Genomic DNA, 26053 nt, shown 5'->3' on the forward strand with positions numbered 1-26053 from the left:
CCTGACCCGGCCTACAAAACCCGTCACCTCAAAGATTTGCACAAACTCTGTAGGCCCGTACAAGCGAAGCGCCGTCGGGCAATTTAACAGGCGTGCTCCGTTGACCATCCAGGGGGCTCTCCTGAAGCGCACCTGAGAACCATGACAGGCCGGTTTTGCATATGGTGCCCGCCTGAGCATCATGGCAAGCCCGTTTTGCATATGGCGCCCGCGTTTTGCCAGGTGGTAGCTAACGCCTGACCCGGCCTACAAAACCTGTCACCTCGAAGATTTGCACAAACTCTGTAGGCCCGTACAAGCGCAGCGCCGTCGGGCAATTTGACAGGCTTACTCCGTTGACAATCCCCTGAGTGAATCCCTGTAAATGCAGTTGTCGGCGCGATTTATAGCAAAATACCGGGGTAAGCTTTGCGGCAAAAAAAGGAATGGCAAACGCAGGAAAGAATAAATCCGCCCCCCGGGCGGATTTACATTTGCTGTTTATTTTATATCGACCTGATAGAAAATATGCTTACCAAAAGGATCAATTTCGTAGCCAGAAACCTCTTTGCGGACCGGTTCGAAAATCGTCGAATGGGCAATCATCACCGCCGGCATTTGGTCATGCATCATCTGCTGCGCCTGTTTATACAGCGCTTCGCGTTTTGGGCGATCGGTAATCGATTTTGCCTCGGCGATAATTTTATCAAATGGCTGATAGCACCATTTCGCCGAGTTAGAACCGCCGTTCGCCGACTGACAGGTAAATAACGGCCCGAAGAAGTTGTCCGGGTCGCCGGTCGCAGTGGTCCAGCCCATCAGCGCCGCCTGATGTTCGCCCTCTTTTACCCGCTTCAGATATTCACCCCACTCATAGGTGGTGATTTTGGTCTGCACGCCAATTTTGGCCCAGTCAGCCTGAATCATCTCGGCCATCCGTTTGGCGTTCGGGTTATAAGGACGCTGCACCGGCATCGCCCACAGATCGATGGTTAGCGGGCCGCTAATGCCCGCCTCCTGCAGCAGCGCTTTGGCCTTTTGCGGGTCGTAGTCATAATCTTTCAGCTCCGCGTCGGCGCTCCATACTCCCGGCGGCAGCAGATTTTTCGCCTGCGTGCCGGTACCGTGGAATACCGCCTCAATAATCGCCGGTTTATTAATCGCCATCGCCAGAGCCTGACGAACTTTAACATTATCCAGCGGCGGTTTTTGCGTATTAAAGGCAAGGAACCCGGTATTCAGCCCCGCCTTGCTCAGCAGCGTAATGTTTTTATTTTCCTTCATCCTCGGTAAATCGGCCGGATTAGGGAACGGCATCACCTGGCATTCATTCTTTTCCAGTTTGGCATAGCGCACCGAAGCGTCCGGGGTAATGCTAAAAACCAGACGATCGATTTTTGCTTTCCCCTGCCAGTAGTCCGGGAAGGCGGTATAAAGAATGCGCGAATCTTTCTGATATTGCGCCAGCTTATAGGGGCCGGTGCCAAGCGGGTCGGAATCGACGCGCTGCGGGGTCCCGGCTTTGAGCATCGCCTCCGCATATTCCGCCGATAAAATGGAGGCGAAATACCACGCCAGGTCCGCGACAAACGGCGCTTCGGCGCGGGCCAACGTAAAGCGCACCGTATATTCATCAGGCTTATCAATCGCGGTAATTAACTGGCCAAACTCCAGACTTTCAAAGTTAGAGTAGCTACCGCCAGAGACGTTGTGATAAGGATGCTGCGGATCTTTTTGCCGCATAAAGGAGAAAATCACATCATCGGCATTAAAATCGCGGGTGGGGGTGAAATATTTATTACTTTGAAACTTCACGCCTTTGCGTAGATGGAAGGTATACACTTTTCCGTCATCGCTCACCTCCCAGCTTTCGGCGAGGCTCGGCTGCAGTTCGGTGGTGCCCACCTTAAAATCAACCAGCCGGTTATAAACGGGTACCGCGCTGGCGTCCACGCTGGTACCCGAGGTATAGAGTTGAGGATTGAAATTCTCCGGCGATCCTTCGGAGCAGTAAACCAGCGTTTTTGCGCTCACGGCGGAACCAAACGTGAGCGCCGTTATTGTCAGAGCAAGCGTGGTGAGTTTGCGTTGCATAACGTTTTCCTTTTTTAATTTGTCAGCTAATGAATAGCTTGTTGTTTTCCTGTCCATACATAACACTAAAGCCAGATTGCAAACACCTGAAAGAATAAATAAAGAAGGAATCACTATGCCATCTCCACTCGCCAGTCAATTGACCCAGCGCTTCTTCCGCTATCTCGCCATCAGCAGCCAGAGCGACCCGCGCGCCACCACGCTGCCAACCACGCCGGGGCAACACGAGATGGCCCGCGAGCTTGCCGACGAGCTACGCCGTCTCGGACTGGACGATATTGTGATTGATGACCACGCCACCGTCACCGCGGTAAAAAGAGGTAACGTTCCAGGCGCGCCGCGGATTGGCTTTATCACCCACATCGACACTGTGGACGTCGGGCTGTCCCCGGACATTCATCCGCAAATTTTGCGTTTTACCGGCGATGATCTGTGTCTGAATCGTGAACAGCAGATCTGGCTGCGGGTCGCCGAGCATCCCGAGATTCTCGCCTACCGGGACGAAGAAATTATCTTCAGCGATGGCACCAGCGTGCTCGGCGCCGACAACAAATCGGCGGTCACGGTGGTGATGACGGTGCTGGAAAACCTGACGCCGGAACAGCGCCACGGCGATATCGTAGTGGCCTTTGTACCGGATGAAGAGGTAGGCCTGCGGGGGGCAAAAGCGCTGGATCTCAGCCGTTTTGCCGTCGATTTCGCCTGGACTATCGACTGCTGCGAACTCGGCGAGATCGTGTATGAGAACTTTAATGCCGCGGCGGCGGAGATTCGCTTCACCGGCGTGACCGCTCATCCAATGTCCGCCAAAGGCGTACTGGTCAATCCGCTGCTGATGGCCGCGGATTACATCAGCCATTTCGATCGCCTGCAGACGCCGGAACACACCGCCGGACGCGAAGGTTACGTCTGGTTCAATGGCATTCAGGGCGATCAAAACAGCGCTCTGCTGCAGGCCAGCATTCGTGATTTCGACAGCGAGAGTTTTTTACGCCGTAAACGGCAGATTGGCGACGTCGCCGAAAAAATTGCCGCGCAATACCCGACGGCCAGCGTCGAGTTTTCGCTTAGCGACACCTACAGCAACATCAGCAATGCCATCGGCGACGATCGGCGGGCCATTGACCTGATGTTCGAAGCCATGGAAAGCATTGGCGTGACGCCGAAGCCGACGCCGATGCGCGGCGGTACCGATGGTGCGGCGCTCTCGGCAAAAGGCCTGCTGACGCCCAACTTCTTCACCGGCGCGCATAACTTCCACTCGAAATTTGAGTTTTTGCCATTGCGCGCCTTTGAAGCGTCGTACCATACCGCGTTACAACTCTGTCTGCTGGCGGCCCGTTAAGCCGGTTTTTGCGCCAGCATGGTGGCAAAACGCAGTTTGATACGGTTGCCGTTGGCATCGGTGCGATGCAGTTCGCCCACCTCTTCGTTGTACCTGAGGAACGACCAGCCGGCGTAGTAGCGCCGCAGTTCCTCAGGTTTAAAGGCAAACGGGAACCCTACGGTGCAGGGATAATCGTCGGTGTCCATCGCCGCCACGATCAGGTTGTAGCCGCCCGGTCTGGTACAACGCTGCATATTGGCGATGAGTCCCGGAATGGTTTTCGCTTCAAGGAACATCAGCACCACGGTGGAGAGAATAAAGTCATATTCACCGTCGAAGCTTAAGCTATTCAGATCCTTGACCGCCGCCTGGAGATTGGTCAGATTTTCCTGCGCGCGAATGTTCTCCAGATTCTTGATGCTCATCGGGTTTTTATCCCACGCCGTCACCTCAAAGCCGTTCGCCGCCAGATAGAGGCTATTGCGCCCGTTGCCACACCCCAGATCCAGCGCCGTTCCCGGCGGCACCTGGGTCGCGGCATAGAGCACTTCCGAGTGGGTACGGGTCAGTCCGTATTTATCAGTAAAATAGTTTTCGTCACGGATAGTCATGGTGAGTCCTTAGTGTTGAATAATGTGGCCCGGTCGACGCGGATCAGTAATTTCCCCCGCATCAGCAGCAGAAACGTGCGTAGCAACAGCAGGCCAATAATCAGATTGGTAAAGATAAACAACGGGATTGATAAGTAATGGAAAAAGCCGTTCGGCTGGCTGTATCCAAGATGCAGCCCGGTGCTGGCCAGTGCGGAAATACCAAATGAAAAGCTCCAGAAGGAGGCATTGAACGGCTGCCGGAGATACCACGGCATCAGACGGAGCATAAACAGCAGTTGCAGGAGTCCGTAGCCAAACAGCAGTTTGGCGAAGGTATCCGCCTCTGCGCCGTTAACGCTGAGCCAGGCGCTACAGGCCACCAGCGCCGGCGCCAGCTGGATACCCAGCGAGGTCCGCATCGCGGCGGGCAGCTCGCCATGGCTGCGCAGTCGTTGCAGAATCACCGGCTCCAGGCTCAACCACGAGAAGATCCCGGCGCCGAGAAACACCAGCCCGGCGTCGTTAAAGCCGAGCGCCCCGCAGACCATCGCGCTGATGAAGTTGTTTGCCACCGTCGGTAAATAGAGTCCCGGCGTGGTGGCGTCACCCGGGTGTGTGCCGCGCCATAATCCGGCGCTCTGCCAGGCGGAATAGCTCAACTGGAGTACCACGCCAATGCCGAACAGCAGCAGCGAGAGCGGACGAAACCACGGCACGAAACCGATAGCCACCAGCATCGTGGTGGCGGGAAACAGGCTGACAAAACTGCTGGCCACCGGGTGGCGCATCTCCCGCAGCACACTCCCCGGAAAGCGAATCACCCGGGAGATAAACGCTATCGTCAGCAGCGCCCAAATCATCGTCGCCAGCGCCACCAGACCATCGCCGATAGCCCGACTCACCGGCCAGAGGGTGCTGGCATAGCGCCACGCGAAGCCCATGCCGATGGTGCCCAGCACCATGCCAAAATAGCCCGCAGGTAAATTCAGGACCTGCCGTTCGAGCGGGTTTTTATTCATTTTATTTATTTTTTTCAATTTATCTTTAAGTTGCATTTTAAAAGAACCTTATGCAACGCGCTACGGAGATTTTTGCTATGTTTGTGTTAACCAAAAGTAAAATGAAACCTTGATAAGAGAAGTCCTGATGAACAAATATCGTCTGAGCGACAAGGTTCGCCCGTTTCACTATGAAGAAGACGGGATTAAACATAGCGTAAATCTGCGGCAAATTGTGGCCCTGCGTGATTTCGCCGATGTGCAGGCCGGTAGCGAAGGCGGCTGGCTGGACGAGGAAACGGCGCTGAGTCAGGCGGGCAACTGCTGGATCTACGACCCCAACAGCGCGGTGTTTGCCGGGGCGCGGATTGAAGGCAACGCGCGTCTGACGGGAACCTGCGTCGTCAGCCACTCCGCTATTATCCGCGACGATGTATGGATCGACAGCGGCACCATCAGCCATCACGCCCTTATCTGTGACAACGTCACGCTTCAGGACTCCTGCGTTCGCGGCTTCTGCCGTCTGGCTGACCGGGCGCGCATTCTCCCCCACTGCCTGATTATCGCCGCCCAGGGGCTGACCGCCGACCGCGACAAGTTTCTGCAAATCTACCAGCGGGCGACGGTCAGCGCTTCGCGCATCGTTCATCAGGCGCAGATTTACGGTGATGCCTTCGTGGACCACGCCTTTGTGGAGCACCGGGCGGAAATCTTTGACTATGCGCGGCTGGAAGGTAACGAAGAGAACGATGTCTGGGTCTGCGATAACGCCAGAGTCTACGACCATGCGCGCCTTATCGCCGGACGCGCGGAGGATGCGATACCGACGCTACGCTACAGCGCGCAGGTGGCAGAGAATGCCGTGGTCGAGGGCAACTGCGTGCTCAAACATCGGGTGCTGATCGGCGGCCACGCGCGGCTGTGCGGCGGCCCTGTTCTGCTGGACGACGACGTACTGGTGCAGGGGAATGCCCACATCAGCGGCGATGTGGTGATCGAACATCAGATTGAAATTACCGACGACGCGCGGATTGAAGCGCTTAACGGCGAGGCGATTCATCTGCGCGGCCGCAAAGTGATCAACGGCGCGCAGCATATTACCCGCACGCCGCTGCTGGGGTCGCTGTAGCCCTTGCTGGCTAGCTAAAGTGCCGCGCGCCGGGCCGGGCCGGGAAACCAAATCATCAGGCCGTGGGGCTATCGATAATCCGTCCGTAGATATTCTGATCGTCATACGCGCCGTTCAGATACTCGGCCTGCTGCAGACAACCTTCAAGAGTAAAGCCATTGCGCAGCGCCACCTGATTGCTCTTGTGGTTAGCCACCCGGCATTTGATAACAAAACGCCGGACTTCGCCGCGGCGGGCGTAGTAATGCATAAACGCCTGCAGCGCCTGGGAAAGCAGCCCTTGCCCCTGGTGATCCTCATCAATCCAGTAGCCGATGTAGCCGGTTTTATTCAGCGGTTCAATCTGGTTGAACGACAGCACGCCCACCATCTCATCGCGCCAAAACAGGAAAAACATTTTGGCGTAGCCGCGCTGGTGCAGCATGACGTTCCCCTGTACATGGCGACGGGTTTCACCTTCGCTGTCGACCGCGGCGGGCCAGCTAAGCGAGTGCTGTAGCCAGAGTTTATTCTTTTCCACCAGCAGGTGTAAGTCGGTCACATAGCGCTCGTCCACTGCGCGTAGCGTCAGCTGGTCGGTCACCGGGATGATTTCAGGAACGGGGATATTTTCTGCGGACATGGCTATCTCTCACTGCGGGTAAACCCGTCCACGGCATGCGGACGGGCAACCGCGACGGTTACTTCATGACCCGGTCATCAACGTAGTTACGTTTATCCGGAGCCGGCGGGAAATACTGGTACAGCCAGGTCTCACTGATGGCATTGCCCTGGCAGCGCAGGAACATGCGCATCTCCACCGGGTCGGTGGAATCGTTGGTCGGGTACCAGTCAAACTGGATACGATAGCCGTCGAATGGTTCAACGTACAGAATCTCTATTTGCTTCGCTTCGCCGTTAGACAGGGTAATCACCGGTTCGATGCCTTTTGGCGCAGCGGCCTTCAGGTCCCCGCCGACGAAATCAATGGCAAAACGGCGCGCCCATTTGTCCGGGTAGTGTTCGCCCGGCGCCCAGCCTTCCGGGAAACCGCCCATCCCGGTGCGGGTGGCCATCACCCGAGCCAGCGGTGAACGCACCGGTGGCTGCGCGCTCCAGTACAGGCGATAGCTAAAGTCCAGCTCATCACCGGCCTTGATCGCTTTTTCCGGCTGCCAGAAGCAGACGATGTTATCCAGCGTCTCACCGGTGGTGGGGATCTCCATCAGGCTGACGGCCCCTTTACCCCACTGGTTACGCGGCTCGACCCACAGGCTCGGACGCTTGTTGTACCAGCCCATAATGTCCTGGTAATGGCTGAAATCGCGATCGAGCTGCAGCAGACCAAAGCCGCGCGGGTTCTTGTCCTGGAAGGCGTTGAACTGCAGTTTTTGCGGGTTGTTCAGCGGACGGCAGACCCACTCGCCGTTGCCGAGCCACATGGCGAGACGGTCGGAGTCGTGAATTTGCGGGTGGATGGTATCGCACATCCGGCGCTCGTTGTTGCCGCAGCTGAACATACTGGTCATCGGCGCAATCCCCAGCTGTTTAATATCTTTGCGGGCGTAGATGTGGTTTTCCACATCCATAATCACCTGCGTCTCCTGGCAGTTGATGACAAATTTATAGGCGCCGGTGACGCTCGGGCTGTCGAGCAGCGCATACACGGTAAAGACCGTCGCGCCCGGCTTAACCGTCTCGAACCAGAACGAGGTAAAGTCCGGGAACTCTTCCGGGGTATCGGTAAAGGTATCGACCGCCAGACCACGAGCGGAGAGCCCGTACTGGTAGGTACTGTCCACCGCGCGGAAGTAGCTGGCGCCGAGGAAGGCGACGATATCGCGGCGCGCCAGCTCCGGCGCTTTAAACACGCGGAATCCGGCAAAACCGAGGTCGGTTTGCCCGACCAGCTGTCTGGTGTCTACGCCGGCGTTGTTGTAGTTAAACAGCTCCGGGCGGAAGTGAATTTCCCGCGCCTGCTGGGTTTGCGAATCCAGCGAGAACATGCGCACGCGGCGGCGAAAACCCATACCGACGTGGAAAAACTGGATGTCCAGCTTGCGGTCATCGATATTATTCCACAGCGAATGTCCCGCATCGTACTGAATGCTGTTGTAGGCCTGCGGGGTCAGATTGGCCAGCGTTGACGGCAGGTCGCGCGGGGCGCCGCCCCACGGCTGACGCGAGAGATCGTGGGCCATCGATTGCAAAACGGTAAAGTCAAAACGGCGCGTCATCCCATCAGCAATGCCCGATTCCTCGGCAAGCGCGGCGTTAGAAAAAAGTGAAGCGACCCCTGACGTTCCGCATACGGCGGCAACAGCCATGGAAGATTTGAGAAAACGTCTGCGATTCATGCCTGAGAAAGCATCCTTCTGTTATGCCAATGGGTACGCAACGCGACAAACTGATGCGCCGTGAATTTCGCCCACTCTAGACAAAAACGGTTGATAATCCAATTGTTGGCGACAGAAAAAACGTTAAAAAAATTCTCTCCATCGGAGCAGACTGAATTGTCTTTTACCGGGCCGTCTGACCGAAGGCCAGCGCTCGCAGTCTCAATATAGCCGCGTCGTCCTCATCGCCCAGGGCGAGAACGGCGTTGTCATGTCGTCCCGGCGGTGGGCCATTTGCCACAGTCAATATGGCCTCAGAGATAAACGGCATCGCGGACAGAGTTGATATTAATCAGCTCAGATAGCGGTTCTCTTTTTTATAGTGAAATAAATAATCACAACAGCTGCTATTTTATTTCTTTATGTGATACCTGACACCATGAATATAACAAAAGCAAATCTGAAAGATCTCCCCACCCTCCTCGACATTCAGAAAGAGGCCTACCTGGCTGAAGCGGATATCTATTCTGACTACGCGATCCCACCGTTAACTGAAACCCTTATTGATTTTACCCAAGCGCTGTCCAGTAGCGTGGTGCTCAAGGCAGAGCTGGAGGGGGTTGCGGTGGCCTCGGTGCGCGCCAGGCTGAAAGGTGAAATCTGCGAAATCGGGCGTCTCAGCGTCAGTCCACACTATCAAAAAAGAGGCATCGGTCGTTCACTGCTGCTGGCTTGTGAAGCCCTTTTCCCCTCATCACGTTATTGTGAGCTGTTTACCGGCTCGCGAAGTGAGGCCAATATACGGTTGTATGAAAGTTTAGGTTACCGTCGTATCAGAACCGACGTACTGTCCCGCAAAGTCACATTGATTTATTTGAGAAAAGTTTTACCGGGAACATATTAATAATAGCGGCTCGCCCGAATGCGCAAACGTTCAGATGTACTGGCGCAAACGAGGCGCTTCGCGGGCGAATCGAAGGCTTAACCTGACAACAAATCTGAGAGGACAGACAACTTCGCGGAAAACCCCGTCAATCAAGGACATCCTTGATTGCTTTTTAGCTGACGACAACAGAGGGGAAATCATATTCCCCTCTGTCAGCGACTTCAGTCCGGTAAAAGAGCCTGCAGGCTGCTCTGCGGTCGGTAGCCGAGCGCAAAAAGCGATTATTTGATGCTCACATCAATCCCCGGGAAGTATTTGGCCGCCAGACGAGTGATGGTGCCGTCAGCGCGAACCTTGTCGATTGCCGCGTCGAGCTGTTTTTTGATCGCCTCGTCGCCTTTGCGCAGGCCGTAGCCGATCCCGCTGCCGAGAATCGTATCGTCAGCCACCGGTTTGCCGATAAAGCCAAAGCCTTTACCCTGCGGTTTGCTGAGGAAACCGGCCTGCCCGGCGGCAGACATCACCAGCGAAGCATCGATCCGGCCGTTGAGCAGATCCGCCCACGCCATATTTTGATCTTTGTAGGACACCACCGTCACGCCGTGCTTCTCCCAGTGCTCTTTGGCAAAGGTTTCCTGAATCGACCCTTGCAGCACACCGATGGTTTTGCCTTTCAACCCTTCCGGGGTAGCCGTCATGCCGCTATCGGCTTTACCGACCAGTTGCGAGGGAATGCGATAAATCGGCTGCGTAAAATCGATGCTTTTGCGCCGCTGTTCAGTGATATTCATCGCCGAGTTAATGGCGTCGAACTTTTTCGCCACCAGCCCCGGGATCAGCGCATCAAACGACGTCTCCACCCAACTGCATTTCAGCTCGGCCGCCTGGCAAATGGCGTTGCCGAGGTCGATATCAAAACCTTCCAGCTCCCCAGCCGTGTTGCGGCTTTCAAACGGTGGATACTCCGCTTCCACGCCGTAGCGCAGTTCGTCGGCGGCAAACGCAGAGAAGGCAGACATCATCCCCAAAGCGAGGGTAAGAGCGGTAATTTTCATCTTCATCATGGGGCTCCTTAACGCGGCTTAACGTGACACAGTGCCTGCGCACCGGCCCGCAACGTGGCTTCATCTTTAGCAAAAGAGAGGCGAATCAATTTGTTATCAGTACCATCCGTATAAAACGCCGACAGCGGGATCGTCGCCACGCCATAGTCGGTTATCAACCGCTTCACCATCTCGCTGTCGCTTTCATCGCTGAAATGGCTGTAGTCGGCCAGCATGAAGAAAGAGCCCGCGCTCGGCAACAGGCGGAATGGTGAATCAGCCAGCAGCTGGCGGAGTAGATCCCGCTTCTGCTGGTAGAACGAGGCCAGCGAAAGCCAGGACTGGGGATCGGTCATATGCCCGGCAAAGGCGTATTGCATCGGCGTGTCGGCGGAGAACATCAGGAACTGGTGAACCTTGCAGATCTCATCCATCAGCACCGCCGGCGCAACACAGTAGCCCACGCGCCAACCGGTCACGTGGTAGGTCTTGCCGAACGATGAGATGATGACGCTGCGCTCAGCCAGCTGAGGATGGGTCGCCATCCCGTGGTGGTGTTCACCGTCAAAAACCACGTGCTCATACACTTCGTCCGACAAAATCACGATATCGGTATTGCGCGTCAGCGCCGCCAGCTGATCTAAATCAGCGCGGGAAAAGACCTGGCCGCTGGGGTTATGCGGCGTATTGACGATAATCATCCGCGTGCGCGGGGTGATGGCGGCGCGAACGTGATCCCAGTTGACGCTAAAGTCAGGCACCGTCAGCTTGATGGCCACCGGCGTCGCCCCCTGCAAACGGACAATCGGCGCATAGCTATCGAAAGAGGGTTCGAAGTAAATAACCTCATCGCCCGGATGCACCAGCCCGCCGATAGCCGAGTAGATCCCCTGGCTGGCGCTGGCGGTAATCAGGACTTCGCGGTCTACGTCATAGCGCGTACCGTACAGGGTGGCAATCTTCCCGGCAATTCGCTCCTTCAGCTCTGGCAGGCCGGTCATCGGCGCATACTGGTTATGCCCCTCTTCCATCGCCCGCGTGACTCCGGCAACCAGCCGGGCATCGCAGGCAAAATTCGGCGCGCCCTGAGAAAGGTTGATGGCATGGTGCTGAGCGGAAAGTTGACCGATCACGGTAAAAATGGTCGTGCCGACATCCGGCAGTTTGGAGCGCGTAGTCAGCGGGGAACGGAGACTCATAGTTAATCCTTTCTCATTTTATTTGCATAACCATTCAATCCAATGCATTCCCCGGCGACAACCGAATTGTTGTCATAGTAGCCATGCATTTTGCTCATACCTTGAGAAAAGAGACGGCCAGCCCGGCCATTGATATTCCCCGGACGGGCAATACAGGGCGCGTCCGGGAACGGCGCTGTCAGCTCCGGCAGCCGCGGACCGTTCGGGCCATTCTCAACGCGGGGGTCAGGATGGTCGGCAGGCCGACATAATTAGCCAGATCCCCAGCGCCAGCACGTTGTCCTTGAATTTTTGCGGGTCGATAAATACCGGGTCCCATTCGCGGAACAAAGCAGGCATACTGTCCATGATCAAAATGCATAGCTGGAGATGAGATGTCGCGAAGCGCCCTGCCTTTTCATGCCGTGGAAACCTTTCTGGTCACCGCCAGGCACCTTAACTTAACCCATGCCGCGCGCGAGCTCTGCCTGACTCAGGGCGCCGTCAGCCGCCAGATAGCGGCGCTGGAGGCGTGGTTTGGTTTCCCGCTTTTTGCCCGCCACGCGCGCGGGCTGCATCTTTCGCCGCAGGGCAGCGCGCTCTATCCCGAGCTGCAATCTGCCTTCGGCCATCTGCTCGCGGTAGCGGAGCAGGCTCGTCAACAGCAGACCGTGGTGCGCCTGAAGGCGCCGACCTGCGCCATTCGCTGGCTGGTTCCCCGGTTGGTCAGCATCGAGCGGCGTCACCCGGAACTGCAAATCGCCCTGACCACCACCACGGAACACGGCGTCAATTTCAGGACCGAACCCTATGACGCCGCCATCGTCTTCGGGACTCACCACAGCGTCGGCGATCTGCTGTTTGAAGAGGCGCTGACGCCGGTCAGCAGCGCGGCCCTGACCGGCGACAACAGGCTGAACGACGTCACTTTTTTGCACCCGACCCGCGATAAGACCGACTGGTCGCTATGGCTGGCGGCATCCTCCCCGGACGCCCCGCCGCCAATGCGTAAAAACCAGCACTTCGATACCATGGATCTGGCGATTACCGCTGCCATGCAGGGGCTGGGCGTCGCCATGGCTGACGCCACTCTGGTGGCTGAAGATGTGCGCGCCGGCCGTCTGGTGCGCCCTTTCGCCTTCAGCGTAAAAACCGGCGCCAGCTACCGGCTGGTGGTCCGCAGTTCGCAGAGCAAAGCCGACGGTCTGGCGCGGTTTCGGGAGGAGCTGGTTAATCCAGCGTAACGTGGTGGCGCATCACCCGGCGAAACAGCGCCAGCCGGGCGCGCATAAAGCGGTTTTCCAGCTTAAACCCGGCCCGTTTATGGAGCCCGATGCGCAGCAAACGATCGCGCCCGCGCAGGCTGGCGGGCCAGCGTACCACCCCCGGCAGTTCGCTGCAGCGATGCCCGGCAAGGCGGGCGAAGTTCGCCCAGTAATCGGCGACCTGAGCAGCAAACGCGCGGTCTTCCTCGCTGGCGTAGGTGCGCACCGGCTCGGCCAGGGTGAGCGTGTCAAACGCATAAGGCACTTCGTCGCCGTGCCACGCCCCGTGCGGACAGCTTTCCTCGGCACCGTGGGGAACATAGTCAAACCAGTAGCGCCAGCACGGCTGACCGACCCGCTGCTGGGCCTGCATCACCACGTAGCCCAGCGTGGTGAAGGCCATATCGCGGCACACTTCGCGCCCCAGATTCTCATCCCCCTTCACGCCGGGATAGAGCAGTTTGATCAGCCCAAGGCCAAAGCGCCGCTCGCGGCGCAGTTTTTGGATCTGCCCGGCGATATCGACGCCAAACACCGCCATCACGCTGGCCTCGTCGCTGTTAGAGCCAACCATCACCGGCATCGGATGCTGTCGACCGGCAAAAAAGACCTCCAGCATCGACTGCGGTAGCACCGCATCGCCGACGATTGGCGCCGGCCCGGTATTCAGCGGCGCGGTCAGCGACCAGAACGCCTGCGCCGGAATCGCCCGCAGCTGCGCGGCGCTGGCCTGCGGCAACGAGAAGTGTTCCGCCAGCAAACGCCCTTTCTCCAGCGCTTTTTCTCGCGGCAGATCCGGCAGCGTATAGCCGCTCTGAATGATGGCTTTATGGAACAGGCCGCGGGATTTCGGCGATACCATCAGCGAGAGCACGCTGCGCGCCCCGGCCGACTCACCAAACAGGGTGACGTTGGTAGCGTCGCCGCCAAAAGCGTGAATGTTATCCTGCACCCATTGCAGCGCGGCGATTTGGTCAAGGAGGGCAAAATTATACACCCGCTCGCCATCTTCCCCTTCCAGCGCCGGATGGGCGAAGAACCCGAGATGACCCAGCCGATAGTTGACGGTCACCACCACCACGTCGCGGGCCGCCAGCGCTTTGCCATCGTAAGGCGGCAGGCTACCGGCGCCGATGGTAAACCCGCCGCCATGCAGCCAGACCATGACCGGTAGCGGCTGAGTACGCCCGGCGGGCGCCCAGACGTTGAGGTAGAGACAATCTTCCGAAAAGCGACCGGGATCGCCGCCGCCCAGCTCACGGCAGTACTCAATATCCTGCCAGCTGGCGGCGGAGAAGGTATCGGCCTGGCGCACGCCCTGCCAGCGCGCGGGCGGTTGCGGCGCGCGCCAGCGAAGATCGCCGACCGGCGGCGCGGCGAAGGGAATGCCGCGCCAGAGATGAATGCCCTGTTCAGTGATACCGGATAACGTCCCCTGCCGGGTTTTGACCAGTGGGGTGGACGGGTTCTGCATGACCTGCTTCCTTTTACTGACGGTCTTACTGACTGTCGTCAATGATTCATGTCAGCAGAGTACCGGTTTCAGAGCAGACCGCAACGGCGTTTACTGCGCTCCTCCGCCTGTTGATAGAGGGCAAACTCATCGAGTACCGGGCAACCCAACGCCGTTTCAAAGGCGTCACGGCTGGCATTGCCGTGGCTGCGGGCCTGAGTTTCATTGCCGAGATTCGACTGGAAAATTCCTGCCGCGCTCACCGGTAAAAAATCTTCATAAATAATCGGTTGCGCCACCACCCAGCCGCGTTCGATCAACGGCTGCGGATCGTCGCCGGGGCCAAAGGCATGGCGATGGGCTTCCCCGGCGGGGGTCAGACGATAGCGGAACCACGCCAGCCCCTGCTGACGCAGCAGAAACTCACTGTCCGGAAACTGGCTGAATACCTCCTGCAGATGGCGCTGATGGTTGAGGTTGTCTTTGCCAACGCCAGCCTCGCTCAGCAAGCGATCGTACAGCGCCCGGCCTTTTGCCGTCAGCGCAATCCCGCGTTGCTCTATTTCGCCAAAACGCGCGCTGTGGGTCCCCTGATGCTCTCCGGCAAACATCACCGGCTCTTCAAGGGCCTTAAAACTGGTCTGGCGCAGCAGAATCGGCACCTCACGACGCGGCGGCCCTTCAATCAAGGCCTTCGGCACAATTCCGCCCCCCGGCATCAGCGCCTGCACCCGGTCGATATCCAGCGTGCGCGGCGTCAGATGGTTGATATGGCAGCCGGGGAAGCAGACCACATCGGCAATCAGCCGGTGCTCATTATGCAGCGCATGATAGGTGTCGGCGTCCACCGTTGCGTGGCTGTGCCAGCGGAACGTCTCCAGCGCTTCACGGACAAATTCCCGGGCCTGCGCCGGGGAAAAGTGGCCCTGCTCTTCGTGCACCGCAATCAGTTCGCGACAACGGGGGGTAAAAATATCGCGCCGGGCGAGGATCGCCGCCGCGCGCTGGCGCAGCTCAACGTTGGCAATCAGCTCCAGGCGCAGCAGCGAGGTAAAAATACGAAACGGATTACGCGCCAGCGCCGCATCATCAACCGGACGAAACGCGGTGGAGTGTACCGGCACGCCGGCCTGCGACAGGTCGTAATAACTGACGGGGAACATCCCCATAATGGCAAACATACGCCGCAGCGTCGCCAGTTCCTCCGCCGTGCCAACGCGGATCGCACCGTGGCGCTCGACGTTAAGCCGCGACAGCTCATCGGCATTCGCCAGTTGCTCATGCAGTTCATGATTATGTTCCAGCACCGCCAGATTTACGTCGGCCACCAGCTCCAGTAACGTCCCGTATTGTGGAACTTCCTGCTGGTACATTGCCGACATTGCCTGCGAAAAATTTTCCCGAATCTCATCTGCCGTGATGGTGTTCGCCATGATGCCTTACCTCCAGTGAATACTTCCTGGAGTGTAGAAAAGACCGCTGGCGACGGCGGGAAGAATTTACAAATTGTGATGAGGATAACCTGCCTCTGTCATCCGGGCGGCGCTGGGCATAACCGTGGGTTATGTAAAACGACCATTAATTTCACTTTAAATTAACAAAGCATTTACACACACTGTTTCTGGCGATATGACAATAACAAGCCCTCTACCGATTAAAACGGAGCCGCTACCCTATGAATGATAAATGGTCACCGCGCGAGGTCGTGCATCGCGACTATAGCAGTCACCCGCCCGCCTATGCCCCGGGCTACAAAACCAGCGTCCTGCGCTCGCCGCGCAATGCGCTGATCTCACTGCAGAATTCCCTGTCTGAAATTACCGGCCCGGTCTTCAGCCACGACGATCTCGGGCCGCTGGATAATGACCTGATCCTTAATTACGCCAAAGAAGGTCTGCCTATTGGCGAGCGTATTATTGTCCACGGCTACGTGCGCGACGGCTTCGGCCGCCCGATGAAAAACACGCTGGTCGAAGTGTGGCAGGCCAACGCTGGCGGCCGCTATCGACATAAAAAGGATCAGTATCTGGCGCCCATCGACCCCAATTTTGGCGGCTGCGGTCGGGTACTGACGGATGAAAACGGCTATTATTGCTTCCGCACCATTAAGCCGGGGCCCTATCCGTGGCGTAATCAGGTCAGCGACTGGCGCCCGGCGCATATTCACTTTTCCCTCTCCGGGGATGCGTGGGCGCAGCGCCTGATTACGCAAATGTATTTCGAGGGCGATCCGTTAATTAAACAGTGTCCGATCGTCAAAACCATCAATAACGACGAGGCGGTTCGCACGCTGATTGCCGAACTCGATACCCATGCCGCCGTGCCGCTGGATTGCCTCGCCTACCGCTTTGATCTTGTGCTGCGCGGTCATCGCGCGACGCTGTTTGAAAACCGCACTCAGGGGGCCGCCCGATGAAAGAGTATTTAGCCGAAACTGCCTCGCAGACCGCTGGTCCCTATGTACATATCGGCCTCGCCCCCGATGCCGCCGGTTTTCATATTTTTGAAAAGAATTTCGGTCCGCAGCTCACCACGCCGGATACCGAAGGCGAGCGCATTACTATCGAAGGCCGGGTGATCGATGGCTCCGGGACGCCGGTGCGCGATGTGCTGCTCGAACTCTGGCAGGCCAATGCCGCCGGGCGCTATCACCACCCCGACGATCGCCAGCAGGACAAAAAGCGTGATCCGGCCTTTCGCGGCTGGGGCCGCAGCTGCTCAGACTTTACCTCCGGCATCTGGCGTTTTGAGACCATCAAGCCGGGCGCCGTCGTTGGTCGCGATGGCCGGATGATGGCGCCGCACATCAATTTATGGGTGGTGGCGCGAGGCATCAATATTGGTCTCAACACGCGGATGTACTTCTCCGACGAGCAGGAGGCGAACCAGGCCGATCCGGTGCTGAATCTGATCGAGTGGGAGGTGCGTCGCCAGACGTTAATTGCCCAACGCGAGGTGCGCGGCAGTGAAATCGTCTACCGTTTTGATATTCACCTGCAGGGTGAAAACGAAACCGTCTTCTTCGATATTTGAATGACTTTCCGTCCGATTTTGCCCCGACCAGGTTCGGGGCGTCTGTTTTTTCAGCAAAATAAAAAATTTGTAATACAAGAGGGTGAAATGTTAATAATATTTTGCTATCAGGTTATCAAATTCCAATAACTTCGCTTGTCACCCACAGCGCTCTGTTTTTAACATCACTTATGGAAAAAAATGGTCTTTTTAGTCAGCGCATTCGCTTGCGCCATCTACATACTTTCGTGGCCGTCGCTCAACAGGGAACGCTGGGGCGTGCGGCTGAAACACTCAATCTGAGCCAACCTGCGTTATCAAAAACGCTCAATGAACTGGAGCAGTTGACCGGTACGCGACTGTTCGAGCGCGGGCGACTGGGCGCCCAGCTGACGCTGGTCGGTGAACAGTTTCTCACCCATGCGGTCAAGGTCCTCGATGCGCTGAATACCGCAGGCCAGGCGCTTAACCGCAAAGAGGGGCTGAATAACGATGTGGTGCGTATCGGCGCACTCCCGACCGCCGCGTTAGGTATTCTGCCCACTGTCATCGGCCAGTTTCATAAGCAGCAAAAAGATATCACCCTGCAGGTCGCGACCATGAACAACACCATGCTGCTGGCGGGCTTAAAATCGGGAGAGATCGATATTGGGATCGGGCGCATGTCTGACCCGGAGCTGATGAGCGGCCTCAACTACGAACTGTTGTTTCTCGAATCCCTGAAGCTGGTGGTGCGCCCCGGTCATCCGCTATTGCAGGAAACCGTGACCCTCAGTCGGGTGATGGAGTGGCCGGTCGTCGTCTCCCCCAAAGGCACGATTCCGCGGCAGAATGCGGAAACGCTGCTGCAAAGTCAGGGGTGCAAAATTCCCGCCGGCTGTATCGAAACCCTCTCCGCGTCGCTCTCGCGTCAGCTGACCGTGGATTATGACTACATCTGGTTCGTCCCTTCCGGCGCGGTCAAAGACGACCTGCGCCACGGGCTGCTGACCGCCCTGCCGGTGCCCACGCAGGGCGCAGGGGAACCGATCGGTATTTTGACGCGCGTCGATGCCGCCTTCTCATCCGGCGCACAAACCTTACTCAGCGCCATTCGCAAATCCATGCCGACATGATCAACGCCGGATATGGCACCTGACGCCCTGTCCGGCCCTTCTCCGCCCAGCTTTCTCGCCAGCCATCAGGCTTTTGACCGCCGTTGCCAGGCAGGAAGATCAGCGTGCTAATCAATTAATGCGGTATTGTTTATTAACAATTGCGCAAACTTCATTAACAGATTTATCATTACTTCGATTTCACCAAATGGTTCATTCGAAATCAATAGCACCTGTGAATGCCGCTAACATGAAAGCACATTCCACTTCACTCAAAAGCACCCGCGTATTTTTTGATTCATTTGGTTCGCATCTGAGAACGGATGGTTAAGGAGACAAAATGGCAACTGGCAACGTGCCGCGAGGATTCCCCCGGATCCTGCAGTGGCTTCTCGCCGGGCTGATGCTCATCATCGGCCTGGCTATCGGTATTCCTGGGATCAAGCTCGCCACGCTGGGCGGCACCCTCTATTTCGCAATCATGGGTCTGGTGATGGTTATCGCCGCCGTGCTTATCTTCCGCAATCGTCGCATCGGCATTGCGCTGTATGCCATCGCCTTCATCGCCTCCATCGTCTGGGCGATCGGCGATGCCGGCTGGAGCTACTGGCCGCTGTTCTCGCGCCTGTTCACCTTCGGCGCGCTGGCGCTGCTCTCGGTGCTCGTCTGGCCCTATCTTTCGGCCCAGCCGACGAAGAAAGGCCCGGCGTTTGGCCTGGCTGCGGTGCTGGCCGTCGTGCTGGCCGCCAGCTTTGGCTGGATGTTCAAATCACAGCCGCTGGTCAGCGCTACGCAAGCCGTACCGGTCAAACCGGTTGCTCCGGGCGAACAGCAGAAGAACTGGGAGCACTGGGGTAACACCACCCACGGCGACCGCTTTGCCGCCCTTGATCAGATTAACAAACAGAACGTTAACCAGCTGCAGGTTGCCTGGGTCGCCCATACCGGCGATATCCCGCAAAGCAACGGTTCCGGCGCGGAAGACCAGAACACCCCGCTGCAAATCGGCGATACGCTGTATGTCTGTTCGCCGTACAGCAAAGTGCTGGCGCTGGATGTCGATAGCGGAAAAGAAAAGTGGCGCTATGATGCAAAAGCCACCGCGCCAAACTGGCAGCGCTGCCGCGGTCTCGGCTATTACGAAGACAGCCACGCCCAGGCCGCCGCCACGGGTGACGTTCAGCCGGCCGCCTGCGCCCGGCGTCTGTTCCTGCCGACCACCGATGCCCGTCTTATCGCGATTGACGCCGATACCGGCAAGACCTGTGAGGCTTTCGGCGATCGCGGTATCGTCGATCTGAGCGTCGGGATGGGTGAAATCAAACCGGGTTACTATCAGCAAACCTCCACCCCGCTGGTTGCCGGTAACGTCGTCGTTGTCGGCGGCCGCGTGGCGGATAATTTCTCTACCGGCGAGCCTCCTGGCGTGGTCCGCGCCTACGATGTCCATACCGGTAAACTGGCCTGGGCGTGGGATCCGGGTAACCCGGCGCTGACCGGCCTGCCGCCGGAGGGGCAGACCTATACCCGCGGGACGCCAAACGTCTGGTCGGCAATGTCCTATGACGCGAAGCTGAACCTGATCTATCTGCCAACCGGCAACGCCACTCCGGACTTCTTCGGCGGTGAACGAACCGCGCTGGATGACAAATACAGCTCCTCGATCGTCGCCGTCGACGCCACGACCGGCCAGGTGCGCTGGCACTACCAGACCACCCACCACGATCTGTGGGACTTCGACCTGCCGTCACAACCGCTGCTGTATGACCTCCCCGACGGGAAAGGCGGCACCACGCCGGTGCTGGTGCAGACCAGCAAGCAGGGGATGATCTTTATGCTCAACCGCGCGACCGGGGAACCGGTGGCGAAAGTGGAAGAGCGCCCGGTGCCCGCCGGAACGGTTAAAGGCGAACGTTACTCTCCGACACAGCCCTACTCCGTGGGCATGCCGATGATTGGCAATGACACCCTGAAAGAGTCGGATATGTGGGGCGCCACGCCGGTGGACCTGCTGATCTGTCGAATCGCCTTTAAAGCCATGCGTCATCAGGGCGTCTTCACGCCGCCGGGCGAAGACCGTTCGCTGCAGTATCCGGGTTCACTGGGCGGCATGAACTGGGGCAGCGTCTCGGTGGATCCGAACAACAGCCTGATGTTCGTCAACGATATGCGCCTGGGCCTGGCGAACTATATGGTTCCGCGTGAAAAAGTCGCCAAAAATGCCAGCGGCATTGAGATGGGGATTGTGCCGATGGAAGGGACGCCGTTCGGCGCAATGCGTGAGCGCTTCCTGTCGCCGCTGGGTATTCCGTGCCAGAAACCGCCGTTCGGTACCATGTCCGCCGTGGATCTGAAGAGCGGTAAACTGGTGTGGCAGGTGCCGGTAGGCACCGTTGAAGATACCGGTCCGCTGGGTATTCGCATGCATATGCCGATCCCCATCGGGATGCCGACGCTGGGCGCATCGCTGTCGACCCAGTCCGGTCTGCTGTTCTTCGCCGGGACTCAGGACTTCTACCTGCGCGCATTTGATACCGCCAACGGTAAGGAGATCTGGAAATCTCGTCTGCCGGTCGGCAGTCAGTCCGGCCCGATGACCTACGTTTCGCCAAAAACCGGCAAACAGTACATTATCATCAACGCCGGCGGCGCTCGTCAGTCTCCGGATCGCGGCGATTACATCATCGCCTACGCGTTACCGGAACAGAAGTAAACACCAGGGCCCCGCACGGGGCCCTGATTGCTGGCAACCGACGAGCATCGGCAATTTGCCCGGCGGCGCTACGCTTGCACGGGCCTACCAGGAACAGTACCTGCGCGGGCCTACCGGGAACAACGCTTGCACGGGCCTACAGGAAACGACGCTTTTGTAGGTCGGGTCAGGCGCCAGCCGCCACCCGACGAAACCAACCAATCGCTAAACCCTTTGATCACCACGCTCAGGGCCCCGCACGGGGCCCTGATTACTGGCAACCGGCGAACGTCGGCGATTTGCCCGGCGGCGCTACGCTTGCACGGGCCTACCAGGAACAGTACCTGCGTGGGCCTACCGGGAACAACGCTTGCACGGGTCTAGCGGAACGGTGTTTGCGCGGTCCTGCAGGAAACGACGTCTTTGTAGGTCGGGTCAGGCGCCAGCCGCCACCCGACACGGGGCATCGCGAACTGCGGCGGGGGTGAAATGGGTATACAAATCTGCGGCGGGGTAAACTCTGTTTAGCAATAACCCGGGCATGCCCGGGTTATTTTCACGCCTGAAAATCAATGCTCGCCAAAATGAATGACGGTACGAATCGATTTCCCTTCGTGCATCAAATCAAAGGCCTCGTTAATCTGCTCCAGCGGCAGGCGGTGGGTGATAAACGGATCGAGGTCGATTTTACCGGCCATCGCGTCTTCAACCATCCCCGGCAGCTGTGTACGCCCTTTCACCCCGCCGAACGCCGAACCGCGCCATACGCGCCCGGTCACCAGCTGGAACGGACGGGTTTTGATCTCCTGACCCGCACCGGCAACGCCGATAATCACGCTCTCACCCCAGCCTTTGTGACAACACTCAAGCGCCGCACGCATCACGTTGACGTTGCCGATACATTCGAAGCTGAAGTCCACGCCGCCATCGGTGAGCTCAACGATCACATCCTGAACCGGCTTATCATAATCATTCGGGTTAATAAAATCGGTCGCGCCCATCTCTTTGGCGAGGGTAAATTTTTCCGGGTTGGTATCAACCGCCAGAATACGCCCGGCTTTCGCCTGTACTGCGCCCTGAATGACCGCCAGACCAATCCCGCCAAGGCCAAACACCGCCACAGTATCGCCCTCTTTGACTTTCGCTGTGTTGTGAACGGCACCGATACCGGTGGTCACGCCGCAGCCCAGCAGACAGACTTTATCCAGCGGCGCCTGCGGGTTCACCTTCGCCAGTGAAATTTCGGCTACCACGGTGTATTCGCTGAACGTGCTGGTGCCCATGTAGTGGTAAATCGGCTCGCCGTTATAGGAGAAACGGGTAGTGCCGTCCGGCATCAGACCTTTCCCCTGGGTGGCGCGTACCGCCTGGCAGAGGTTAGTTTTACCGGATTTACAGAATTTGCACTCGCGGCACTCTGCGGTATACAGCGGGATAACGTGATCGCCAGGCTGCAGGCTGGTGACGCCTTCGCCAACTTCGACCACGATACCACCGCCTTCGTGACCCAGCACGGCCGGGAATACGCCTTCCGGATCGTCACCGGACAGCGTAAACGCATCGGTATGACAGACGCCGGTATGGGTAATTTTGACCAGCACTTCGCCTTTTTTCGGCGGAGCAACGTCAATTTCAACAATCTTCAGCGGCTGGCCTGGGCCAAACGCGACAGCTGCACGTGATTTCATAACCGTCTCTTCCTTCGTGGTGATTTATTTTAAATAGGATCGTAGCAGATGGCCGACTTCCGCCATTCTGGCCGCGCGCTGATCCGGGGTCGTTTCGCCGCTGACCAGCTCATCCTGGAGATGAATTTCGACCATTTCGCCCATCAGGCCGTTGGTCGCTCCGCGGATAGAGGCAATCTGCTGCAAAATCGACATGCAGGATTCGCCGGACTCCAGCGCCCTTTCCAGGGCCTCAACCTGCCCGCGAATGCGACGTACGCGACTGAGCGCGCGTTTTTTGTCTTCAGGTGAATGTGGCACGATGACGCCCTCAATATTGTATAGGGGGGTATACTATATTTTATTAAGCAAAGTGGCAAACTGAAACACCACGTTAAACCGTAGCACAGCGGCGAGCCGTTGCTATCAGTGGAGCTGAAGCGCCATCTCCACGCAGTGTAAATCCGCCTTCGCCAGCGTTGACGGCAGCAGCTTTTCGCGCACGGCGACAAAACCGTGGCGCAGATAAAAACCGGTCGCATTCGGCGTCGCTTCCAGCGTCAGACGACAGAAATTCCGCCGCCGTGCGTCGGCGGTAATGTGAGTCATCGCAGGCTTTGCTTCCCATCTCTGTCACAAGTCGTGAACCGGGTTTAATCCCTTCACGCCCTGAAACAGCTTCATGCTGCATCACATAGGTACAAGGGCTGTGTATCTCGAAAACCTCTCTTCATTGCTGACCAAAATACCGATTCGATTTCGTCATAACGAAGCCGCCCCCTCCAATAAATACTGGTTATATGCGCAGCATATACCATCAATCATTTACTCAGGGAATGCCAAAAATATTTATATCACCATGATATATATCATTATTTATAGATCGAAATAAAAAAAAGATTTATAGTAAATGGACACAACAGAAGCGAGGAACAGGACATACTGTTATCGCGGACACCCTAACGTAACGGCCGGTGGGCTGTTCGATCGGGTTGTTATTGAACAACTTGCAGATGCTTTAGGGATGGCACGGAAGGTGTGAGCATGATTCTGATTAGGCAACCTTATATTCACGTTTCAGGCAAGCTCTCAACAGCCACCAATTGACCGTATACAGTGGACTTCGTTCTAATGGAAAGAGACTATGAAGCGGAGGTTATCGGGTACATTATGCAGCGATACCCGATAAGAATTCCTTGGTTTAAACCAGGCTTTAAACAAGTTACTAAGGAATGGACTTTACAGGGCGATTTTTGGTTTTTTCCTGAAGATGCCGAAGATTTTTTGTTAGACATATTCGAGCATTTCAACATTGACTATTCAACGTTTGAAAGCACAAATTACATCGAATATGAGTACCCTTTCTGGCAAAAAAAACCAGATATAAAAATCAAACCGCTCACTGTTGAGATGATTATAGAATCAGCCAATGCCGGACGCTGGTTATATGACTAATACCCCGCTTTACTGCAGTCCTTACCCGAGGCCATTTACAGCTCGGGCTTTTCCCTTCTCTACGCGCAGCAATCACGAAAATGGTCTATCGATTTTATTCGGAGGGGGACGATATTTTATTAAGCAAAGTGGCAAACTGAAACATCACTTTAAACCGTAGTACAGCGGCGAGCCGTTGCTATCAGTGGAGCTGAAGCGCCATCTCCACGCAGCGTAAATCCGCCTTCGCCAGCGTTGACGGCAGCAGCTTTTCGCGCACGGCGACAAAACCATGGCGCAGATAAAAACCGGCTGCATTCGGCGTCGCTTCCAGCGTCAGACGACGGAAATTCCGCCGTCGCGCGTCGGCGATAATGGCCGTCAAAATCATGCCGGCGCAACCTTTTCCGCCCCATTCCGGCAACGTAAAGATGGCTTCCACGCTGGCCGCGCGGAGATCAAGATAGCCGGTTGCCACCGGCTGCCCGCCCTCTTCTTCAACGACATAAAAGGGGTTATCGCACACCGCATGGCGATACCCTTCCGGCATCGTATCCGGCGTCCAGGCCTCCAGAACCGCAGCTGCGTAACTCTCACGACAGCCGTTGCGGATGGCCTGATTGCGGATTATCCATAGCGCAGGCGCCTCATCCGGCGTAGCAAGTCTGACTTTCATATTGTTCCCCTTTTCCTCAGTCCGTATCAGTTCTACCACAGCCTGCGGCGAAAGGAATAAAAAAAACCCGCTCGGAAGCGGGTCAATTGGTCGGGCGTGATTAGCGCTTACGCGGCATCATCCGCAGCAGCGTATTATCTTTCCACAGATAGTGGTGCAACAGTGCGGCCAGCGCGTGCGCGCCGATAATAAAGTAACCGGTGTTCGCCAGCAGGCTATGCACGCCCTTCAGCGTATCCACCAGCTCAAACTGACTTTGCGCCGCAAAGGGCATGGCCAGGCCGAAGGCGAACCACGGATTGCCGCGGTAATACATCATCACCATGCCGACAATCGGCTGGGCGATAAACAGCAGATAGATAATCAGATGGCCCAGGTGAGCAAAACCGGTCATCATCGGTGACGGTTTTGGCACAATCGGCGGCGCCGGGTATTTCAGCCGGACCAGCAGGCGCGCGATCATCAACACGAGGATAGCTACCCCGCAGGAAACGTGAATCATATTAATGACCGGACGGTCACTGCGGGGGAAAAAGCCCCTCAGCTCCATGGTGGCATAGGCGCCGACCACCAATAAAAAGACCAGCCAGTGGATACCTGTCTGCAGGCCAGTGTATTTATCGCGCATGGTAAACCCTTAACAAAACTGTGATGCCGACAACATAACGACCTTTTATTAAAAATTCATTAACTTTTACGTACTTATAAGAAACAATTGTCGATAAACATATATTTCCAGAAGAAACAATGAAGTCACCTCTTCTCCGCGCCACTATCGCCGGGGTGTTTTCCGCCCGCCGGTTGCGTATAATTCGCCCTCAACATTCACCGAACGCGGCTGGCTAATGGTATGAATCTCAATCGCTTCTGTTATTTACTCCTGGTCTGCGCGGCTACCGGTAGCCTGTTCGCTCCGCACCCTTATGTCACGTGGTTCCTGCTGGCCAGCGTACTGACGCTGGTGATTTACGGCATTGATAAAATGGCGGCGCGCAAGGCCTGGCGTCGGGTGCCGGAGTCGACCTTGCTGATATTCGGGTTGGTCGGCGGATGGCCTGGCGCGATAGCCGGTCAACAGCTCTTCCGCCATAAAACGCAAAAGCAGCCGTTTAAAACCTACTTCATCATCAGTGTGATATTGAGTCTCCTGGCGACGCTGGCGCTCTGTCAGTTCGCCCCATTCTCTCCTTTTAACGCCTCGTGAACGCCAGCGTCTCA

The 26053-nt window shown here is 57.0% G+C and carries 24 protein-coding genes and 1 pseudogene; 10 read left to right on the forward strand and 15 right to left on the reverse strand.

What is annotated here, in order from left to right; translation table 11 throughout:
- Window positions 1-480 precede the first annotated feature (480 nt).
- Window positions 481-2073, reverse strand: coding sequence for an ABC transporter substrate-binding protein (locus Electrica_RS13140; protein WP_167686236.1), 1593 nt, complete (start codon window positions 2071-2073; stop codon window positions 481-483).
- Window positions 2074-2188: 115 nt separating this feature from the next.
- Here Electrica_RS13140 and pepT point away from each other — a divergent pair, with 115 nt between their 5' ends.
- Window positions 2189-3418 carry a peptidase T gene (pepT, locus tag Electrica_RS13145; RefSeq protein ID WP_131049013.1) on the forward strand — a complete coding sequence of 410 codons (1230 nt, stop codon included), beginning with the start codon at window positions 2189-2191 and terminating at the stop codon, window positions 3416-3418.
- Here pepT and tehB read toward each other — a convergent pair.
- Both tehB and tehA read right to left on the reverse strand, forming a co-directional pair.
- The gene (gene tehB, locus Electrica_RS13150; RefSeq protein ID WP_141964666.1) at window positions 3415-4011 is read right to left on the reverse strand and encodes a tellurite resistance methyltransferase TehB; all 597 of its coding nucleotides are present in this window, start codon (window positions 4009-4011) and stop codon (window positions 3415-3417) included. The genes pepT and tehB overlap by 4 nt on opposite strands.
- A complete protein-coding gene (gene tehA / locus Electrica_RS13155) occupies window positions 4008-5012 on the reverse strand; it encodes a dicarboxylate transporter/tellurite-resistance protein TehA (RefSeq protein ID WP_141964667.1) in 1005 nt (334 codons plus the stop codon). Before tehA ends, tehB begins: the two co-directional genes overlap by 4 nt.
- A gap of 127 nt (window positions 5013-5139) precedes the next feature.
- On the opposite strand from tehA, the gene ydcK reads away from it, so the two are divergent.
- Window positions 5140-6120: a YdcK family protein gene (ydcK, locus tag Electrica_RS13160; RefSeq protein WP_141964668.1), complete on the forward strand. Its 981-nt coding sequence runs from the start codon at window positions 5140-5142 to the stop codon at window positions 6118-6120.
- A 55-nt stretch (window positions 6121-6175) separates the two neighbouring features.
- Here the strand turns inward: ydcK and rimL are convergent, their stop codons facing one another.
- Both rimL and Electrica_RS13170 read right to left on the reverse strand, forming a co-directional pair.
- Window positions 6176-6742 (reverse strand): 50S ribosomal protein L7/L12-serine acetyltransferase, encoded by a 567-nt coding sequence (gene rimL / locus Electrica_RS13165; RefSeq protein ID WP_141964669.1) that lies wholly within the window; start codon window positions 6740-6742, stop codon window positions 6176-6178.
- A gap of 58 nt (window positions 6743-6800) precedes the next feature.
- A complete protein-coding gene (locus Electrica_RS13170; protein WP_100686406.1) occupies window positions 6801-8456 on the reverse strand; it encodes a glucan biosynthesis protein D in 1656 nt (551 codons plus the stop codon).
- A gap of 418 nt (window positions 8457-8874) precedes the next feature.
- On the opposite strand from Electrica_RS13170, the gene Electrica_RS13175 reads away from it, so the two are divergent.
- Window positions 8875-9339, forward strand: a complete 465-nt coding sequence (locus tag Electrica_RS13175; protein ID WP_100686405.1) for a GNAT family N-acetyltransferase — start codon at window positions 8875-8877, stop codon at window positions 9337-9339.
- Window positions 9340-9602: 263 nt separating this feature from the next.
- Here Electrica_RS13175 and Electrica_RS13180 read toward each other — a convergent pair whose 3' ends face one another.
- From Electrica_RS13180 to Electrica_RS13190, 3 genes and pseudogenes are all read right to left on the reverse strand, one after another.
- Window positions 9603-10376 carry a transporter substrate-binding domain-containing protein gene (locus Electrica_RS13180; protein ID WP_142255897.1) on the reverse strand — a complete coding sequence of 258 codons (774 nt, stop codon included), beginning with the start codon at window positions 10374-10376 and terminating at the stop codon, window positions 9603-9605.
- A gap of 17 nt (window positions 10377-10393) precedes the next feature.
- The gene (locus Electrica_RS13185) at window positions 10394-11563 is read right to left on the reverse strand and encodes a pyridoxal phosphate-dependent aminotransferase (RefSeq protein ID WP_100686404.1); all 1170 of its coding nucleotides are present in this window, start codon (window positions 11561-11563) and stop codon (window positions 10394-10396) included.
- 128 nt (window positions 11564-11691) lie between these two features.
- Window positions 11692-11866, reverse strand: a pseudogene (locus tag Electrica_RS13190) (hydrolase); the annotation flags it as partial.
- A gap of 71 nt (window positions 11867-11937) precedes the next feature.
- Here Electrica_RS13190 and Electrica_RS13195 point away from each other — a divergent pair.
- Entirely contained in the window at window positions 11938-12786 is an 849-nt protein-coding gene (locus tag Electrica_RS13195; RefSeq protein WP_141964670.1) for a LysR family transcriptional regulator, read from the forward strand.
- Here the strand turns inward: Electrica_RS13195 and Electrica_RS13200 are convergent.
- The gene (locus tag Electrica_RS13200) at window positions 12773-14281 is read right to left on the reverse strand and encodes a carboxylesterase/lipase family protein (RefSeq protein WP_141964671.1); all 1509 of its coding nucleotides are present in this window, start codon (window positions 14279-14281) and stop codon (window positions 12773-12775) included. The two genes, Electrica_RS13195 and Electrica_RS13200, sit on opposite strands and share 14 nt — an antisense overlap.
- 68 nt (window positions 14282-14349) lie before the next feature.
- A complete protein-coding gene (gene hglS, locus Electrica_RS13205) occupies window positions 14350-15693 on the reverse strand; it encodes a 2-oxoadipate dioxygenase/decarboxylase HglS (RefSeq protein WP_141964672.1) in 1344 nt (447 codons plus the stop codon).
- 242 nt (window positions 15694-15935) lie between these two features.
- Between hglS and pcaH the strand changes: the two genes are divergently transcribed.
- The 4 genes from pcaH to Electrica_RS13225 all read left to right on the forward strand — a co-directional run bounded on the left by pcaH (window position 15936) and on the right by Electrica_RS13225 (window position 21079).
- Entirely contained in the window at window positions 15936-16676 is a 741-nt protein-coding gene (gene pcaH / locus Electrica_RS13210) for a protocatechuate 3,4-dioxygenase subunit beta (RefSeq protein WP_131049003.1), read from the forward strand.
- Complete coding sequence (gene pcaG / locus Electrica_RS13215) at window positions 16673-17293, forward strand: protocatechuate 3,4-dioxygenase subunit alpha (RefSeq protein WP_100686399.1); 621 nt, start codon at window positions 16673-16675, stop codon at window positions 17291-17293. Before pcaH ends, pcaG begins: the two co-directional genes overlap by 4 nt.
- 170 nt (window positions 17294-17463) lie before the next feature.
- The gene (locus Electrica_RS13220; protein WP_141964673.1) at window positions 17464-18387 is read left to right on the forward strand and encodes a LysR substrate-binding domain-containing protein; all 924 of its coding nucleotides are present in this window, start codon (window positions 17464-17466) and stop codon (window positions 18385-18387) included.
- A 319-nt stretch (window positions 18388-18706) separates the two neighbouring features.
- Window positions 18707-21079 (forward strand): membrane-bound PQQ-dependent dehydrogenase, glucose/quinate/shikimate family, encoded by a 2373-nt coding sequence (locus tag Electrica_RS13225; RefSeq protein ID WP_141964674.1) that lies wholly within the window; start codon window positions 18707-18709, stop codon window positions 21077-21079.
- A gap of 548 nt (window positions 21080-21627) precedes the next feature.
- Here the strand turns inward: Electrica_RS13225 and Electrica_RS13230 are convergent.
- The 3 genes from Electrica_RS13230 to Electrica_RS13240 form a co-directional block, all read right to left on the reverse strand.
- Entirely contained in the window at window positions 21628-22746 is a 1119-nt protein-coding gene (locus tag Electrica_RS13230; RefSeq protein WP_100686396.1) for an S-(hydroxymethyl)glutathione dehydrogenase/class III alcohol dehydrogenase, read from the reverse strand.
- A 24-nt stretch (window positions 22747-22770) separates the two neighbouring features.
- A complete protein-coding gene (locus tag Electrica_RS13235; RefSeq protein ID WP_004861424.1) occupies window positions 22771-23046 on the reverse strand; it encodes a metal/formaldehyde-sensitive transcriptional repressor in 276 nt (91 codons plus the stop codon).
- Between the two features lie 105 nt (window positions 23047-23151).
- Window positions 23152-23334, reverse strand: a complete 183-nt coding sequence (locus Electrica_RS13240; protein WP_228267365.1) for a GNAT family N-acetyltransferase — start codon at window positions 23332-23334, stop codon at window positions 23152-23154.
- A 522-nt stretch (window positions 23335-23856) separates the two neighbouring features.
- Between Electrica_RS13240 and Electrica_RS13245 the strand changes: the two genes are divergently transcribed.
- Window positions 23857-24180 carry a DUF1493 family protein gene (locus Electrica_RS13245; RefSeq protein ID WP_141964675.1) on the forward strand — a complete coding sequence of 108 codons (324 nt, stop codon included), beginning with the start codon at window positions 23857-23859 and terminating at the stop codon, window positions 24178-24180.
- A 181-nt stretch (window positions 24181-24361) separates the two neighbouring features.
- Here Electrica_RS13245 and Electrica_RS13250 read toward each other — a convergent pair whose 3' ends face one another.
- Window positions 24362-24835, reverse strand: a complete 474-nt coding sequence (locus Electrica_RS13250) for a GNAT family N-acetyltransferase (protein ID WP_131048999.1) — start codon at window positions 24833-24835, stop codon at window positions 24362-24364.
- A 100-nt stretch (window positions 24836-24935) separates the two neighbouring features.
- On the reverse strand, window positions 24936-25463 hold the full coding sequence (gene cybB, locus Electrica_RS13255; RefSeq protein ID WP_131048998.1) for a cytochrome b561: 528 nt from the start codon (window positions 25461-25463) through the stop codon (window positions 24936-24938).
- Between the two features lie 222 nt (window positions 25464-25685).
- Here cybB and Electrica_RS13260 point away from each other — a divergent pair, with 222 nt between their 5' ends.
- On the forward strand, window positions 25686-26039 hold the full coding sequence (locus Electrica_RS13260; protein WP_141964676.1) for a DUF1294 domain-containing protein: 354 nt from the start codon (window positions 25686-25688) through the stop codon (window positions 26037-26039).
- Window positions 26040-26053: the final 14 nt, after the last annotated feature.

This window comes from Klebsiella electrica, from assembly GCF_006711645.1.
Classification (GTDB): Bacteria; Pseudomonadota; Gammaproteobacteria; order Enterobacterales; family Enterobacteriaceae; genus Klebsiella; species Klebsiella electrica.